Annotated in this window: 13 protein-coding genes and 1 riboswitch; of the genes, 4 read left to right on the top strand and 9 right to left on the bottom strand. The window is 60.5% G+C overall.

The genetic code is table 11. The features are described 5' to 3' along the window. Positions 1 to 15: 15 nt before the first annotated feature. The 3 genes from AT6N2_RS21155 to AT6N2_RS21145 are packed head-to-tail and all read right to left on the bottom strand — an operon-like array spanning position 16 to position 3,147. Entirely contained in the window at positions 16 to 1,089 is a 1,074-nt protein-coding gene (locus tag AT6N2_RS21155; protein WP_209091247.1) for a Gfo/Idh/MocA family protein, read from the bottom strand. Beyond that, on the bottom strand, positions 1,086 to 2,102 hold the full coding sequence (locus AT6N2_RS21150) for a Gfo/Idh/MocA family protein (protein ID WP_209091246.1): 1,017 nt from the start codon (positions 2,100 to 2,102) through the stop codon (positions 1,086 to 1,088). The genes AT6N2_RS21155 and AT6N2_RS21150 overlap by 4 nt, the downstream gene beginning before the upstream one ends. After that, positions 2,095 to 3,147 (bottom strand): Gfo/Idh/MocA family protein, encoded by a 1,053-nt coding sequence (locus AT6N2_RS21145; protein ID WP_209091245.1) that lies wholly within the window; start codon positions 3,145 to 3,147, stop codon positions 2,095 to 2,097. The genes AT6N2_RS21150 and AT6N2_RS21145 overlap by 8 nt, the downstream gene beginning before the upstream one ends. A gap of 103 nt (positions 3,148 to 3,250) precedes the next feature. Here AT6N2_RS21145 and AT6N2_RS21140 point away from each other — a divergent pair, with 103 nt between their 5' ends. Together AT6N2_RS21140 and AT6N2_RS21135 are read left to right on the top strand one after the other, a co-directional pair. Further along, complete coding sequence (locus AT6N2_RS21140) at positions 3,251 to 3,964, top strand: GntR family transcriptional regulator (RefSeq protein ID WP_063949216.1); 714 nt, start codon at positions 3,251 to 3,253, stop codon at positions 3,962 to 3,964. 33 nt (positions 3,965 to 3,997) lie between these two features. Then, positions 3,998 to 4,918 carry an SMP-30/gluconolactonase/LRE family protein gene (locus tag AT6N2_RS21135; RefSeq protein ID WP_233282561.1) on the top strand — a complete coding sequence of 307 codons (921 nt, stop codon included), beginning with the start codon at positions 3,998 to 4,000 and terminating at the stop codon, positions 4,916 to 4,918. Positions 4,919 to 4,933: 15 nt separating this feature from the next. On the opposite strand, the gene AT6N2_RS21130 is transcribed toward AT6N2_RS21135, so the two are convergent. The 6 genes from AT6N2_RS21130 to AT6N2_RS21105 all read right to left on the bottom strand — a co-directional run bounded on the left by AT6N2_RS21130 (position 4,934) and on the right by AT6N2_RS21105 (position 11,656). Beyond that, entirely contained in the window at positions 4,934 to 6,247 is a 1,314-nt protein-coding gene (locus tag AT6N2_RS21130) for an HlyD family type I secretion periplasmic adaptor subunit (RefSeq protein WP_209091244.1), read from the bottom strand. Continuing rightward, positions 6,234 to 8,063 carry a type I secretion system permease/ATPase gene (locus AT6N2_RS21125; RefSeq protein ID WP_209091946.1) on the bottom strand — a complete coding sequence of 610 codons (1,830 nt, stop codon included), beginning with the start codon at positions 8,061 to 8,063 and terminating at the stop codon, positions 6,234 to 6,236. Before AT6N2_RS21125 ends, AT6N2_RS21130 begins: the two co-directional genes overlap by 14 nt. 266 nt (positions 8,064 to 8,329) lie before the next feature. Continuing rightward, positions 8,330 to 8,794: a pseudoazurin gene (locus AT6N2_RS21120; protein WP_233282560.1), complete on the bottom strand. Its 465-nt coding sequence runs from the start codon at positions 8,792 to 8,794 to the stop codon at positions 8,330 to 8,332. 8 nt (positions 8,795 to 8,802) lie between these two features. After that, on the bottom strand, positions 8,803 to 9,603 hold the full coding sequence (locus AT6N2_RS21115; protein WP_209091242.1) for an ABC transporter ATP-binding protein: 801 nt from the start codon (positions 9,601 to 9,603) through the stop codon (positions 8,803 to 8,805). Further along, positions 9,600 to 10,628, bottom strand: coding sequence for a FecCD family ABC transporter permease (locus tag AT6N2_RS21110; RefSeq protein WP_209091241.1), 1,029 nt, complete (start codon positions 10,626 to 10,628; stop codon positions 9,600 to 9,602). The genes AT6N2_RS21115 and AT6N2_RS21110 overlap by 4 nt, the downstream gene beginning before the upstream one ends. Continuing rightward, a complete protein-coding gene (locus tag AT6N2_RS21105) occupies positions 10,625 to 11,656 on the bottom strand; it encodes an ABC transporter substrate-binding protein (protein ID WP_209091240.1) in 1,032 nt (343 codons plus the stop codon). The genes AT6N2_RS21110 and AT6N2_RS21105 overlap by 4 nt, the downstream gene beginning before the upstream one ends. A 157-nt stretch (positions 11,657 to 11,813) precedes the next feature. Next, a riboswitch (cobalamin riboswitch) is annotated at positions 11,814 to 12,046 on the bottom strand. A gap of 370 nt (positions 12,047 to 12,416) precedes the next feature. On the opposite strand from AT6N2_RS21105, the gene argE reads away from it, so the two are divergent. Both argE and AT6N2_RS21095 read left to right on the top strand, forming a co-directional pair. Then, complete coding sequence (gene argE, locus AT6N2_RS21100; RefSeq protein ID WP_209091238.1) at positions 12,417 to 13,541, top strand: acetylornithine deacetylase; 1,125 nt, start codon at positions 12,417 to 12,419, stop codon at positions 13,539 to 13,541. Between the two features lie 20 nt (positions 13,542 to 13,561). Continuing rightward, entirely contained in the window at positions 13,562 to 14,485 is a 924-nt protein-coding gene (locus tag AT6N2_RS21095; protein ID WP_209091236.1) for a 2-hydroxyacid dehydrogenase, read from the top strand. Positions 14,486 to 14,504: the final 19 nt, after the last annotated feature.

Here is a 14,504-nt window from a genome sequence, read left to right as displayed (position 1 = left end):
CCTCCCGTTAGATGATTATGCTTTGGCGGATGCGCTCGGAGCCCAACCCTTAATCCACTCGCCCTCTGCGGCATCGGACAGACGAACAGGTTTCCCTTCGCGCACCGACCGGTAGATGGCCGTCACGAGTTCGATGGACTGCAGGCCGTCATTGACAGTCACTTCCTTGCCGCCGCGTCCTTCCATCGCATCGGCAATGGCTTCGACAAAACCGGCAAAGCCGTTTTGACCATCAGCGACCGTCGCCAGAACCGCGTCAATCTGATCCTGCGTGGTCGGCGCGCGGGCGATGAAGCGCCAGGTATCTTCGGCCGGGCGATAGGGCAAGGTGCCGCTTTCAGCCGTAAAACCTTCGAAGCAGAACCGCAGGCGGGACGTGTCATTGGCCGCGCCAAGCGTGACCGAGCTGGTTGCCAGCGCACCGTTTTTCATGCGGAAGCTGAGCGCGGCGCTGTCTTCGGTTTCGATTGGATTGACCCGCGTATCGGCCATGGCAAAAACTTCCTCGACCGGGCCCAGGACGTAGCAGAGCAGATCATGGGCATGGATGGCGTGACCGAGGATCGCACCGCCGCACTCACCCTTCCAGGTGCCGCGCCAGGGAATGTCGTAGTAGCTCGCGCCACGGTTCCAGTGAACTTCCGAGCTAGCGACGAAGGCCTTTCCGGCAAGACCGGCATCAATCAGCGCGCGTAGCTGCCGCATGGCCTGCCCGAACCGGTACTGGAACACGGGAAAGACACCGCGACCCGTCTTCTTGACGGAATCGATCAGCGCATTCGCCTCTTCGAGGGAGCGGACAAGCGGCTTTTCGCAGACAACGTCCTTACCCGCTGCATGCGCCTTCAGCGTCACCGGAAAATGCAGATGGGGCGGCAGGCAGACGTCGATGAGCTGAATGCTCTCATCGGCCAGGACCTCATCGAGATCAGTGGTCACGCGAATGGAGGAATCATCGCCAGCGACCGAGCGGGCACGTTCCAGATCAAGATCGCAGATCGCCCTGACGGCGAAGCGATTGGGAAGTGCCCGGTACCCTTTCAGGTGCTCTGCGCCGATGCCGGCGCCAATAATGGCGACACCGATCATTTCGAAGCTCCCTCGGCCTTTGCCTGCGCCTGCAGCGAGAGGTCGCAGACCTTGAAGACATGCTCCTGCGTCATCGCCGTTTCCGTACGGTTGCGGATGTCGTCGCAGATGCGGGCGAAATAGGGCAAGCCAGCGCCGGAAGCATCAATATACTCGCAGCGATCGCCATTGACGAGGACGAGGCGGTCCGTGCCTTCGGTATTACCCACATCCACATATTTGCGCAGTTCGATGTAGCCCTCGGTACCGAGAATGGTCAGACGGCCATCGCCCCAGGTCGGCAGGGCATCCGGCGTGTACCAGTCGACGCGAATATAACCGTGACCCTTGTCGCCGCGCAGAACGACTTCGCCGAAATCCTGCAGGCCGGGATCGCCGGGGTTGGCGTAATTGGCAACGGTGGCGGACACGACCTCAACCTCGGTCGAGCCGGTGAAGAACATGAACTGGTCGATCTGGTGGCTGGCAATATCGGTGATGATGCCGCCGTAAGCTTCGCGCTCGAAGAACCACTTCGGGCGGATCTGGCGGTTGAGGCGGTGCGGGCCGAGGCCAACCGTCTGGATGACGCGACCGATGGCGCCCTGGGCGACGAGTTCAGCGGCCTTGGTAACGCTCGGCACTTCGAAGCGCTCAGAGAAATCGATCGTCCAGATGCGCTTGGTCTTCGCCACGGTCTGGCGCAAGCGATCTAGCTGTTCGAAGGTGGTGCAGCCGGGCTTGTCGGACATGACATCCTTGCCGGCTTCCATGGCGGCGATCGCGAGATCGGCACGCTTTGACGGGATATCGGCGATCACGACCAGATCGATGGAGCCGTCAGCAAGGAGGGCCGCTTTCGTTGCCGCGCGCGGCACATCTGGAAAGCGTTTGACGAAGCCTTCCACGACGTCGGGCTCGCCCTCTGTCCACCAGCCGGCAAATTCCGCGCCGGCGTCCATCAGATTCTGGGCCATGCCGAAAATGTGCCGATGCTCAATCCCGAGAGCGACGAACTTGATTGCTTTACTCATCCTGCAGTTCCACTTCCTTGCCGGTGTCGGCCGAGTTGATGATCGCGTCGATCAATCTGTGAGACAAAAGAGCCGCTTCACCGGTGACGACCGGCGGGCGTCCTGAAGAGATGGCGTCCGCGAAATCATCGAAGACGCCCTGATGCCATTCATGTGTGAAAGCCATCGGGTCGGCGCCGCCGCCCGTGCCAGCGGCTGCGCCGCCAAAAGTTTCCTGCCGCCCGTCGCGCCAGTCGACATGCAGCAGGCCGGAGGCGAGCCGCAGGCTGGCATTATCGAAATGCAGCAGGATCGATTCCGCCGCGCCGGGGAAACTTGCCGTGCTCGCCACCAGCGAACCGACAGCGCCATTCTTGAACCGCAGGCCGGCAGAGACATAATCTTCGGTTTCCATGCGGTGGAAACGCGTCGTCGCAGCCATGGCCTGAACACGGGCGACCGGCCCCGTCAGGCTCAAGGCAAGATCGATCGTATGGATTGCCTGGGAGATCAGAACCCCGCCGCCATCGCGCGCCAGCGTGCCGCGGCCCGGTTCGTCATAGTAGGACTGCGCGCGCCACCAAGGCACGGAGATTTCGCAGAGGCCCAGCGTGCCGAGCGTGCCGCCGTCAACGAGATCACGCGCCTTTTGCGAGGCAGCCCGCATGCGGTGCTGGAAGATGATGCCGAGCGTGACACCCGCTTCGCGACACAAGGCGACGAGACCATCTGCTTCCTGCGTGTTGCGAGCGACGGGCTTCTCCATCAGAATGTGCTTGCCGGCCTTCGCGAGCTGCCCAACGATATCGATGCGGGCATTGGGCGGCGTTGCGATGATGGCGAAATCGATATCCGCGTCACGGGCCGCTTCCTCGACCGAGGAATAAACGATGACATCGTGTCCGGTATGTTTCGACGCTTCGGCGGCCAGAGCCCTGGCGCGGCCGGAACCGCCATCGACAATGCCTTTCAGACGAATTTTTTCAGGGCTTGCCGCGCAGGCGAGCACATGCGTCTTCGCGACCATTCCGGCGCCAACGATGACACAGGTCTTGATATTTTGCATTTCGGGAGCCTCCTTCCCAATGCGCGATCATTTGCATACCGGTATGCCGGTTGTCAACAGGCTTGTGTTCCGGTATACCGGTTTTGAAAACGCTGGAGGGTCAATGCCGAAAATTCCCGTGACAGGCGGCTCCGTGCCGACAATGGAGCGACTGGACCTCAACCGTCCGGTGGTGGACCAGATTTACTCCGCGCTGAAATCGGCAATCCTGTCGCGGGAGCTTTTTCCCGGCCAGGCCGTCTCGGAAAACGAGATCGGGCAATCCTTCAACTCCAGCCGCACGCCGGTGCGCGAGGCGCTGAGCCGCCTGCGCGACGACGGCCTGATCGTCACCCTTCCAAGCCGCGGCACCTATGTTTCGCGCCTATCGGAAAAAAACATCCGCAGCGCGCAATTCATCCGCGAAGCGCTTGAGGTCGCGGCCGTGCGCAGGCTTTGCCAGATGGGCCTGACACCCGAGGCCGAGCAGGAGATAGAGCATGCGCTGAATGGCCAGCGGGCGGCGATGCATAACGGCGACAGAAAGGCGTTCCGCATCCATGACGACCAGTTTCATAGCGCTCTAGCCGCCGCAACCGGTCTGGAAAGACTGGAGTCGTTGCTAATCCGCGAAAAGGCAGGGCTGGATCGCCTGCGCGCCCTCGCCATCACCGACGAGGCGCATATGGCTAGGCTGCTTTCCGAACATGAAGCGGTTTATGACGCCATCAGGGCGGGTGACGAGGCCCGCGCGACTGATAATTTGCAAAAGCACCTGAGGCGCGTCCTCGGCATTCTCTCGCAGGTCTTCGAAAACCATCAAGATTATTTCGAGTAAGTCTGCAGCATCTCTTTGAATGGTTCGAACATCATGAATACCCAATTGGCCGGTCAAGCGATTGCCATGTCGCAGGCAAAACTTCTGTGCGACACGATGAGCACGCTCGCCGAATCCCCCGTCTGGGACGAACGGCGGCAGGTGCTTTTTTGGTGCGATATTCTCGGCAAGACAGTGCGGTCTGCCGCCCTTGAGCCTGGCCGCTACCGCGAATGGTCGTTTCCTCACACTGTATCGAGCCTGGGACTTTGTGAAAACGGCGATCTGGTCGTTGCCTGCGGCATGGATATTGTCATCCTTGATCCCGAAAACGGCGCGATGCGCCTCCTTCATTCCATCCCCGCACCGGAAGGCATCCCATGCCGGTTAAATGATGGACGGATTGGACCAGACGGCGCCTTCTGGGTGGGAACCATGCACAATGTGCCGCTTCCCGACATGAAACCGCATGGCGAGCTCTGGCGGATCACCGAAAAGAGCGCGGAGCGCATGCAGACGGGGCTGACCTGCCCGAACGGCCTCGCCTTTTCCCCGGACGGATCAATCATGTGGCAGAGTGACTCCGTCCAGAAATGGATACGCCGTCGCAGGTTTGACAGGGGCAACGGCACGTTTGACGAAGGCGTGCTGGTGGCGGAGATGACCGAAGAAACCGGAAGGCCCGATGGCGGCTGCCTCGATAGCAGCGGCACCTATTACAGCGCTGGCGTTTCCGCCGGCTTGCTCAACGTTTTCGGACCTGACGCCGGGCATGGGGTGGCACTCGCCGTTCCTGTTCCACATCCCACCATGCCGTGTTTCGGGGGCCCCGACTTCGACATCCTTTTCCTGACATCACACCGCCACAACATGTCAGAGGACCGGCTGAAAACAGCGCCGTTTTCGGGCGGTGTCTGGATGATTCCGACGGAAAAGAAAGGCTTCCCCGGCTTCCGCTTCGGGGACGCCGGATAATACGCACTCGGACCGCTACTCCTCCCGGAAAGCGCGACTGATCTGGTCCATCAGCGGTTTGGCGATATAGGAGAGCGCGGTTCTTTCGCTTGTCTGGATGAAGACTTCAGCCGGCATGCCCGGCAGCAGTGTCGCCTTGTTGAGGCTTTCCCTCTCGGATGCGGCAAGGGAAATGCGCGCCAGATAATAGGAGAGGCCGCTGCGCTGATCTATTGTTACATCCGCCGCGATGCGGCTCACGTGGCCTTCCAGTTCCGGTGTAACCCGCTGATTGAAGGCGGTAAGTCGCACCATCGCCCTTTGCCCCACCTGCAATTGGTCAATATCCTTGGGCGCAATCTGAACTTCGAGCGCAAGTTGATCATCATCTGGGACGATAAGCATGATGGGTTCAGCAGGCGTCACCACGCCACCCACGGTATGAACCGCCATTTCATGAACGAACCCGGACTGCGGCGCGACGATATCGATGCGCTTCAACTGGTCCTCGGCGGCGACCTTGCGCTCGACAAACTCACCCATCTGGGCCTGTATCTCGCGCAACTCCCGGCCGACCTCAGTGCGCAGCTCCTGATCGATCTGCAATATCTGGAGTTTTGTCTCGGTGATACGGCCGGCGGTCTGTGCCTGATAGGCGATTTTTTCCCCACGTTCGCCACCGAACGTCGCCGCCTGTGTCTGCAAAGTGTTCAGCCGCTGCACCGAAACGACGCCCTGTTCGCGCAGGGATTTCTGCGAGGCGATTTCAGCCTGCAGCAGGGCAAGGCCATTCTCATATGCGACTTCCTGCGCCTTCAGGCCTTCGATCTCATGTTCGAACTGAGTGATGCGTTCGTAAAGCTGCGCCTTGCGCCCTTCCCGATACGATTTGCGGAACTCGAACAGCTTGGTCTCGCTACGCATGGCTGAGGCGACATCCGGCTGATCTTTCCGCATCATCAGCACCTGTGGAAAGATGAGCGCCGGTAAATCGTCGCGCTCCGCCTCCAGCCTCGCCATGCGCGCCGTCAACTCATCCAGACGTTTGCTGACGATCGAAAGACTGGCGCGGCTCTGAGTAGCGTCGAGGCGAATGACGACGTCACCCGTTTTGACCCTGTCACCCTCGTTTACCAGAATTTCGCCGACGACACCGCCGCTCGGGTGCTGCACCTTCTTGGGATAGCTATCCACGACAAGATGACCGGACGCGACCACAGCCCCGGCAAGATTTGTCGTCGCCGCCCATCCCGCCACGACGCCCAACAGCGCGACGCCTGCCACGAGGCCGACGACAAGGTGTTTTCGGATGGAGCGAGATAAAGGAGAGTGCAGATTATGCTTCGTCATCCGCATCCCTTCCACTCCCTTCAAGCGCTGGCGTTTTAGGCTGCGCATTGGCAACGACGCGAAGCGGTGAGATTGTCTGAGCGGATGCAGTAAATCCTTTGCCTGCCTGACCTCTTGGACGGCGCAGCACCTTCGAAAGGACCTCGTCGCATGGGCCAAGAGCTCTCATCTGCCCCTCTTCCAACATCAGGACGAAATCGACGGCGCCGATGGCGCTGGGCCGGTGGGCGACGACGACCGCGATGCCGCCCCGTGTCTTGACGGAAGAAATGGCACTGACCACGGCGGCCTCGCCTTCCGCATCAAGGTTCGCATTGGGTTCATCCAGCACCACGATAAAGGGATCGCCATAAAGAGCCCGGGCGAGGCCTATGCGCTGGCGCTGCCCGGCAGAAAGCGCCGACCCCGCCTCGCCGATGTCATTGTCATACCCCTTCTCAAACCGAAGGATCAGCTCATGCGCGCCAGCAGCCCTGGCAGCAGCAATGATTGCCTCGGGGTCGGGACTATCCTCGAAGCGGGAAATATTCTCACCGATCGTGCCGTCGAACAGCTCCACACCTTGCGGAAGGTAACCGATATGTCGACCAAGCGCCTCACGGTCCCACTGTTCGAAACTCGCACCGTCCAGCCGCACCTTCCCCGCCGCCGGTGTCCAGACGCCCGCGAGAACGCGGGCAAGTGTGGATTTTCCCGAGCCCGAAGGACCGATGACACCAAGCGCATGGCCAGCGGTCAGGTTGAAGCCGAGGCCGGTGACGGTGGGCTTTCTCTTCCCCGGCGGAACGATGGTGACGTTTTCGACCAGCAGTTCTTTTTCCGGCCGGGGCAAGGCCATGGTGGTGCCATCGGCGTTCACGCGGCTGAAAAGCTCTTTCAGCCGCGCCCAGCTCTGCCGCGCGGCCACCAGGGACTTCCAGTTCGAAATGGCGAGATCGACAGGGGCCAGCGCCCTGCCCATCATGATCGAACTCGCGATCATCACGCCAGCGGACGCCTCCTGCTTAATGACGAGCCACGCCCCGACAGCAAGAATTGCCGATTGCAGCACGACCCTCAGCGATTTCGCGATATTGCCGAGACCGCTGACCACGTCGCCCGCGCTGCGGTTGGCAGCGAGATAGGCGTCGTTGGAGTGCTGCCAGCGTTGGCCGAGACGTCTGCCGAGTCCCATGGCCTGTACGACTTCAGCATTGCGCCGCGAGGTTTCGAGCTGCCGGTTGCGGACCATGTTTTGCACCATGGTGTCACGGCTGGGCTTCTGAGAGAAAATAATGGTGAGGATCGTGAGGCAAACCAGCAGTATCGCACCGGCAAGCGCCGTCACGCCTATCCACACGTGGAACAGAAAACACAGCCCGAGATAAAGCGGGATCCACGGCAGGTCGAAAAAAGCGGTCGGTCCCATGCCGGAGAGAAAGCCGCGCACATTGTCGAGATCGCGCAGCGGCTGCAGGCCATCACCCGGCATAGGTCTGACGAGCGGCAGGCGGACCACCGCATCATGCACCCTTGCGGCATAACGCGTATCGAAATCTTCGCCGATGCGGATCAGAATGCGGGCGCGAATGATATCGAGCAGACACTGGAAACAATAAAGCCCAAGGGCGAGAATGCCGAGACCGACCAGCGTCGGAACGCTGCCGCTCGCAAGCACCCGATCATAAATCTGCAACATAAAGAGCGGCGCCGTAAGCGCCAGAATGTTGACGACACCGCTGATGAGCGCAACACCGAGAAACGTGCCCTTAAGCGGCGCGACAACCGCCACCATCAGAGACTGCGGCGGTGTCTGCTGGTGGTTCTGAAAGCCCACAGGCTGGTTTTCCTCTACGCGGCAAACGCCGATGCACGACAATGACATCAGACCTTCAGGCCGATCACCGCTCAACGACGCCGACCCGGCCGGACCTTTACCACAAGGATAACGGCATTCGTTGTAGCCTTGTACCACAACAAATTACCCGCCAGACTGCGCATACACCTCCCCCACGCCGTCAGATGGGATTATCCACCGCACCGAAAACGCCATCTGGGGAACCTTTCTGCAATGAGGTTGGGGAAAGCTGCGACGCCTACACCTCATTTTTCCGCCTGGTCGAAAAGATCGTCCAATCGTGGCTTCGCACGACCGGGAACATCCACTGTCCTGTAGCTCTGCGGCAAGCCCGCATCGCCAACCTTGATGAGCATCACCATGCCCATCCCGTAATGCGGCGAGCATTTTATGCCGTAAAAGCCCGGCTTTTCGAAACTGGTCTCGAACTCATCGTTGATCCGGCTCTTGAAACCTTCGGCACCTTCCGGGACCATGCCGTCGATGGTCGCGGCGTTGTGGCTTTTGTGGGTGGGCACAAAGCGCACGCGGTCACCGGGCGCGATTTCGAGAAGATCAGGTTCGAATACCATCGGGCCCTTTTCGCCACGGTTCAGCATTTTCACCTCGAAGGTCTCGGCCGAGGCCTCAAGCGGAAAGGCTGTGAAAGCCGCCGCAATCACGGCAACGATGCAAAACGGTCGGATCTTTTTCGGGGCGTCTGCCAGCATCAAATTACTCATCGTGCCAGTTCTTTCCTTGGATGCTCCGCCAGTCCATGCGCCGGCAGAAAACGTATGTGCGGAAAGCCTCTCTCGTCCATGGTAACCACGCAGTCCACTCCGAACACCTCGGCGATCGTCCCGGAGGTGAGAACCTCTCGCGGCGGGCCGACGGCGATCATCTCGCCGCGATGCATGACGGCGATGCGGTCGCAGAACATAGCGGCGTGATTGAGATCGTGCAGCGCTGCGACGACTGTGAGACGCTGCCGCTTTACCAGATCGAGCAGGCTGATCTGGTGGCCGATGTCGAGGTGATTGGTGGGCTCGTCCAGCAGCAGGATTCGTGGTTCCTGCGCCAAGGCCCGGGCAATATGCAGGCGCTGCCGTTCACCCCCGGAAAGGTGGTGCCAGCCGCGCTCGGCCTTATCGGCCATATCGACATTAACAAGTGCCGCATCGACAATGGCGGTGTCGTTCGGCGACCAGGCGGACAGCGGCCCGAGATAGGGCGTGCGCCCAAGCTCCACGGCCTGTCGCGCAGTGATGCGCTCGGTGGTTTCGGCCTGTTGCTCCACAAAGGCAAGCAGGCGCGCGATGTCGCGTCGCCCCAGTGAACCAAGCGGCTCGCCGCCAAGCGCAACGTGCCCCCGGCGCGGCTTTCGGATGCCGGCCAGCATGGAAAGCAGTGTGCTTTTGCCTGAGCCGTTCGGCCCGATGATGCCGAGGAACTCCCCGGAGCCGACCTCAAGGGAAACACCGCGCACAATATCGGCGTTACCGGCATGGAAATGCAGGTCACGGGCGGATAGCTTCATGACCGCCCCCTTCTCTGCCCCAGGATGAAGGCAAAGGCGGGCGCGCCGACGAGCGCGGTGATGACGCCGATCGGCAGAACCTGACCCGGTATGACGATGCGAGATAGAATGTCGGCGACGATCATAAAAACGGCCCCGGTTAGCGCCGTCACCGGCAGCAGGATACCATGGCGAACACCGACGAAGATGCGTGCGGCGTGGGGAATGACAAGGCCCACAAAACCGATGGACCCGACCAGGGACACCATTGAAGCTGTCATGATGGCGGAAACCGAGATCAGCACCGTATAGACCCAGCGTACCGGGATCCCAAGCGATGCTGCCGCCTGGCCGCCGAAAGCGAAGGCGTCTAGCGCGCGGGCATACCAGAGGCAGATGAGAAGTCCCGCAAGGCTGACAGGTAGCGCCAGCCAGACATCCGGCCAGCGCACGCCGGAGAGATTGCCGAGCAGCCAGAACATGATGCCGCGTGCCTGCTCGGCATTGGCAGATTTGGTGACGATGAACGAGGTTACGGCATTGAACAACTGCGACCCGGCCACCCCCGCCAGAATGATGGCGCTGTTACCGTGTCCAGCTCGCACGGCAAGAAGGCTGACCAGTGAAAACGCGATGAAAGCGCCGATCAGGGCCCCTGCCGGCATGGTCAGAAACCCCGCACCGAATCCCAAGAGGGCGACAGCGACGGCGCCTGTAGAGGCGCCGGCGGAAATACCGAGAATATAGGGATCGGCAAGCGGATTGCGCAGAAGCGATTGCAACACCGCTCCGGCAAGCGCCAGCGAAGCCCCACAGCAGGCGGCAACGACAGCGCGGCTCAGACGATAGCTCCAGACGATGCCCTCATCCAGCGGCTCCAGCGGATAACCCGCATCAAAGACGCGATTGGCTATCGTTTTTGCGACCACGTCAAATGGAATGGCTGTCTCGCCGATGGCCGCTCCGGCCATAAGCGCTATCAACAGCAGGGCGAGCGCGGCAAAAACCAGGCCCGCCCTGCCGAGATGGAGGGAGAGGCCGTTCACTTGGCGAGGCCAGCAGCCGAAATCGCCTCGGCCAGCGTTTCGATGCCTTCAATGGTGCGAATGGTCGGGTTCATCGCCTGCGCATCCATTTCGAACACATGGCCTTGCCTGACAGCGGGCATGATGCTTGCCACCGGGTCAGTTGCCAGAAACTTCAGCTTGACGGCAATGTCATCGGCAGGGAAGCGGCGGCGGTCCATCTTGCCGGCGACAACGATAGACGGGTTGGATTTGGCGATGGTTTCCCAGCCGACCGTCGGCCACTCCTCGTCGCTTTCGATGACATTCTTCAATCCGAGAGCAGACATGATGTAACCCGGAGCGCCGTTACGGCCGGCGACGTACGGGTCGATATCCAGTTCGGCGCTCGAGAACCAGAAGACGGCCGAGAGCTTGCCATTGGCAGAAGCGATCTTGGCTCTGGCGGCGTCCTCTCGCTTCTTCAGGTCGGCGACGACTTCCTCACCGCGATCCTGAACGTTGAAGATTTTGGCGAGGTCACGGATTTCCTGGTAGATCAGTTCCATGGTGAAAACCGTGTTACGCACGCCATCGCCACCGCCGGAATTGTCTTTGCCCAGGCAATCGGCCGGCGAGGTGTAAACGGGAATGCCGAGTTCGGCAAATTGCGCCGGCGTTCCGACAACACCCTCCGGGCCGATCTGCCATTGGAACTGTGTCGTCACGAGATCCGGCTTCTTGCCGACAACCGCCTCAAAGCTGGGGTCGTTGTCGGCCAATCGCTCGATCTTGGCGTTGGCCTCTTCGTAGCCCTTCAGAACCGGACCGATCCACAGCGCCGTGCCGACAACCTTGTCGGCGAGACCAAGCAGGTAAAGGACCTCGGTTGTGCTCTGGCCGACAGATACGGTGCGGGCCGGCGCCTGCTTGAAGGTGATCTCCTGACCGCAGCTGTTGATTGTCAGGGGGTAGGTGGTTTCGGCGCCCTGCGCGCCAACGGCGGGCAAGGATGCAAAGGCAACCGCCACGATGCCGGCGAGAGACGGCAGGCGTCTTAAATGAAACATGTGTTCTCCAGTCGAAAGTAAACTTATTCCAGAGCAGCAGGCGTTAGAACGCGCACCAACAGCGGGACGTCTTGTACGGAGAACGATGATCGGATGCAAACAAAATGTAACGTAATAACATTACATTCTCCTCCTCCGGGCTTCCCCGCCCGTAACGATGGTTCATATTTTGACGGCAGGTCTCCTGGCTCACGAATTTGCGTCACTCATCTGCCTTCCCGCATTCCGGAGAATACAGTGGCATGACGCCATGAGGCGCCACGGGGATGAACGACAATCCGCTTACAGTTGCGGGGGCAGCCACGGCATTGGGCGAAAATATCGCCCGCACCATGTTCCCTATTAATCCCTTCGCCTTTCGGCTGCAGGAACCGTCATATACTCACATAAGGGGCAAGAGGCGGGGCGTCAATTGCGATCGTGTCGCAGCTTGGAACAAAGACGGCCAGCTAGCCCGCCGCAATGAAAAGTCAAGAGGTGGCCGGCTTAAAAACCGGCCACAAGCCCCAAGCGTGCAGGCGATACAGTTTCTCGGCATCTTCGACAAAATCCAACCGCTAAAAAGCCGCTTTACGGTTGACGTCTCCGTTCAACAACACGGCGGCATCGGAAAAAGGGCTGTCAGTTTTCCCATCGACCCGGCAGGATTTCGCCGAAACCGCTGTAAGGACACAACAATCTACCGAAATCTTCTTCACTTCAGCATACAAACGCAGCCGGTGACTTTTAGGCTCTGCGACGGTGAAGCGCGGAGAGAGCCATGAACGCCATCGAAATTCTGGAGCGTCTTGTCGGCTTTCCCTCGGTCGTCGGAACCGCCAATGGCGATATTGCCGGATGGATTGCCGATTATCTGCGAAGCCACGGCGCGAAGGTCTCGCTGCTTGCCGGTCCGGAAGGGGACCGCGCCAATCTCTTTGCGAGCTTCGGCCCGACGGATGCCAGCGGATACATCCTGTCCGGCCACATGGATGTGGTGCCCGCCGGGGAGCCGGAATGGTCCTCCGACCCCTTTGCGCTCAGAGCCGAGGGCGAGCGTCTTTACGGCCGTGGCACCACCGACATGAAAGGTTTCGTTGCCACGGTTCTCGCCGCGGCGCCGGCATTTGCGCAGATGTCACTGAAGCGGCCGGTTCACATTGCTTTTTCCTATGATGAGGAGGCGGGCTGCCGGGGTGTGCCCCATCTGATCGCCGCTTTGCCGGATCTTTGCGCAAAATCAGCGGGCGCGATCATCGGTGAGCCGAGCAATCTGCGCGCTGTGCGTGCTCACAAGGGCAAGGCAGCCGCACGCATCACCATCCGCGGCCGCTCCGGCCATTCCTCACGGCCCGATCAGGGCGTCAACGCGATCCATCTCATGACAGGCATCATGGCAAAGGCGGTGGAAACTGCCCAAGCCCTCACGCAGGGCCCCTTCGAAGGCACGTTCGAGCCGCCTTACTCCTCCCTGCAGATCGGCACCGTAAATGGCGGGCAGGCGATCAATATCGTCCCGGACCTGTGCACCATCGAAGTGGAGGCACGGGCTATTTCCGGTGTATCGCCGCTCGCCCTGCTCGAGCCATTGCGGGAGAGCGTCGAGAGGCTTGCAGCCAACGGGACAGACGTTCAATGGGCACCGATGAGCGACTACCCTGCGCTTTCGCTTGCCGCTGACGCGCCGCTCGTCAACCTCATGGAGCAGCTGACAGACGCGCCATGCATTGACGCCGTCAGCTACGGTACGGAAGCCGGACTTTTTCAGGCTGCCGGTATCGACGCCATCATTTGCGGTCCGGGCGACATCGGCCGCGCCCACAAACCGGATGAATATATCACCACCACAGAACTGTCCGCCTGCCAGTCGCTGCTGGAAAGGCTTGCCCATCGATGTGCGGCCTGAACCTTCGGAAACCGGATCACATGACGTTCTTGTTTAACTCAGATGCCAGGCGCGGCGAGATTTTCAGGCAGGCTCTTGCCCGTGATCTGCCCGACCTTCCCTTTTCGATGGAGCCACAGACCGTCGATCCGGATGGGGTGCGCTATCTCATCACCTGGACCGTGCCCGATGATATCGGCCGTTACCGCAATCTCGAAATCCTGTTTTCCATCGGCGCGGGTGTTGATCAGTTCCAGATCGATGCGGTTCCTGCCCATGTGAAGGTCGTGCGCATGGTGGATGAAGGCATCATCCGCATGATGCAGGAATATGTGAGCTTTGGCGTGCTTGCGCTGCATCGCAACATGCCCGCCTATCTGGATCAGCAACGTCAGAAATTGTGGAAGGCCCTGCCCCAGCCACAGGCCGAGGAGCGTCGGGTCGGCATTCTCGGCCTTGGCATGCTGGGCGTTGCGGCGCTTGAGCGGCTGAAACCCTTCGGTTTTCCGCTTTCCGGCTGGAGCCGCTCGCCACGTGCGATCGACGGCGTCACCTGCCACCATGGCGAAGCGGGATTGGATGATATCCTCGCGACAAGTGATGTTCTCGTTTGCCTGCTGCCACTCACGGACGAAACCGTGGGCCTGCTGAACCGGCATCGACTGGCCATGATGCCTGAAGGAGCGGGACTGGTTCACGCGGGGCGGGGCAAACAGCTGGATCATGATGCGCTTATCGATGCGCTGGACAGCGGCATGCTTTCGGGCGCGGTCATTGACGTCACCGAACCCGAACCGTTGCCACAGGACCACCGCTTCTGGACTCATCCGAAGATTTTGCTGACGCCGCATATCGCCAGCGTCACACAGCCCCACTCCGCAGCCCGCACCGTCATCGAAAATATCAAGCGGTATGAGGCCGGCGAACCAGCGCTTGGCCTCGTCGACCGCGCCCGCGGCTATTGATCATCTGTTCCAAGAAAGG

Origin of the sequence: Agrobacterium tumefaciens (genome assembly GCF_017726655.1) — a bacterium.
GTDB classification, from domain to species: domain Bacteria; phylum Pseudomonadota; class Alphaproteobacteria; order Rhizobiales; family Rhizobiaceae; genus Agrobacterium; species Agrobacterium tumefaciens_B.
Note: the sequence above shows the minus strand (reverse complement) of the source record. Positions and strands in the feature narration are given on the sequence as shown.

Bases quoted from the DNA above. Each gene is read 5' to 3' on its own strand.
- AT6N2_RS21120 (WP_233282560.1), bottom strand. From the start codon at position 8,794: ATGCTGGCAGACGCCCCGAAAAAGATCCGACCGTTTTGCATCGTTGCC.
- AT6N2_RS21140 (WP_063949216.1), top strand. From the start codon at position 3,251: ATGCCGAAAATTCCCGTGACAGGCGGCTCCGTGCCGACAATGGAGCGA.
- AT6N2_RS21130 (WP_209091244.1), bottom strand. From the start codon at position 6,247: ATGACGAAGCATAATCTGCACTCTCCTTTATCTCGCTCCATCCGAAAA.
- AT6N2_RS21150 (WP_209091246.1), bottom strand. From the start codon at position 2,102: ATGAGTAAAGCAATCAAGTTCGTCGCTCTCGGGATTGAGCATCGGCAC.
- AT6N2_RS21155 (WP_209091247.1), bottom strand. From the start codon at position 1,089: ATGATCGGTGTCGCCATTATTGGCGCCGGCATCGGCGCAGAGCACCTG.
- AT6N2_RS21095 (WP_209091236.1), top strand. From the start codon at position 13,562: ATGACGTTCTTGTTTAACTCAGATGCCAGGCGCGGCGAGATTTTCAGG.
- argE (WP_209091238.1), top strand. From the start codon at position 12,417: ATGAACGCCATCGAAATTCTGGAGCGTCTTGTCGGCTTTCCCTCGGTC.
- AT6N2_RS21105 (WP_209091240.1), bottom strand. From the start codon at position 11,656: ATGTTTCATTTAAGACGCCTGCCGTCTCTCGCCGGCATCGTGGCGGTT.
- AT6N2_RS21145 (WP_209091245.1), bottom strand. From the start codon at position 3,147: ATGCAAAATATCAAGACCTGTGTCATCGTTGGCGCCGGAATGGTCGCG.
- AT6N2_RS21115 (WP_209091242.1), bottom strand. From the start codon at position 9,603: ATGAAGCTATCCGCCCGTGACCTGCATTTCCATGCCGGTAACGCCGAT.
- AT6N2_RS21135 (WP_233282561.1), top strand. From the start codon at position 3,998: ATGAATACCCAATTGGCCGGTCAAGCGATTGCCATGTCGCAGGCAAAA.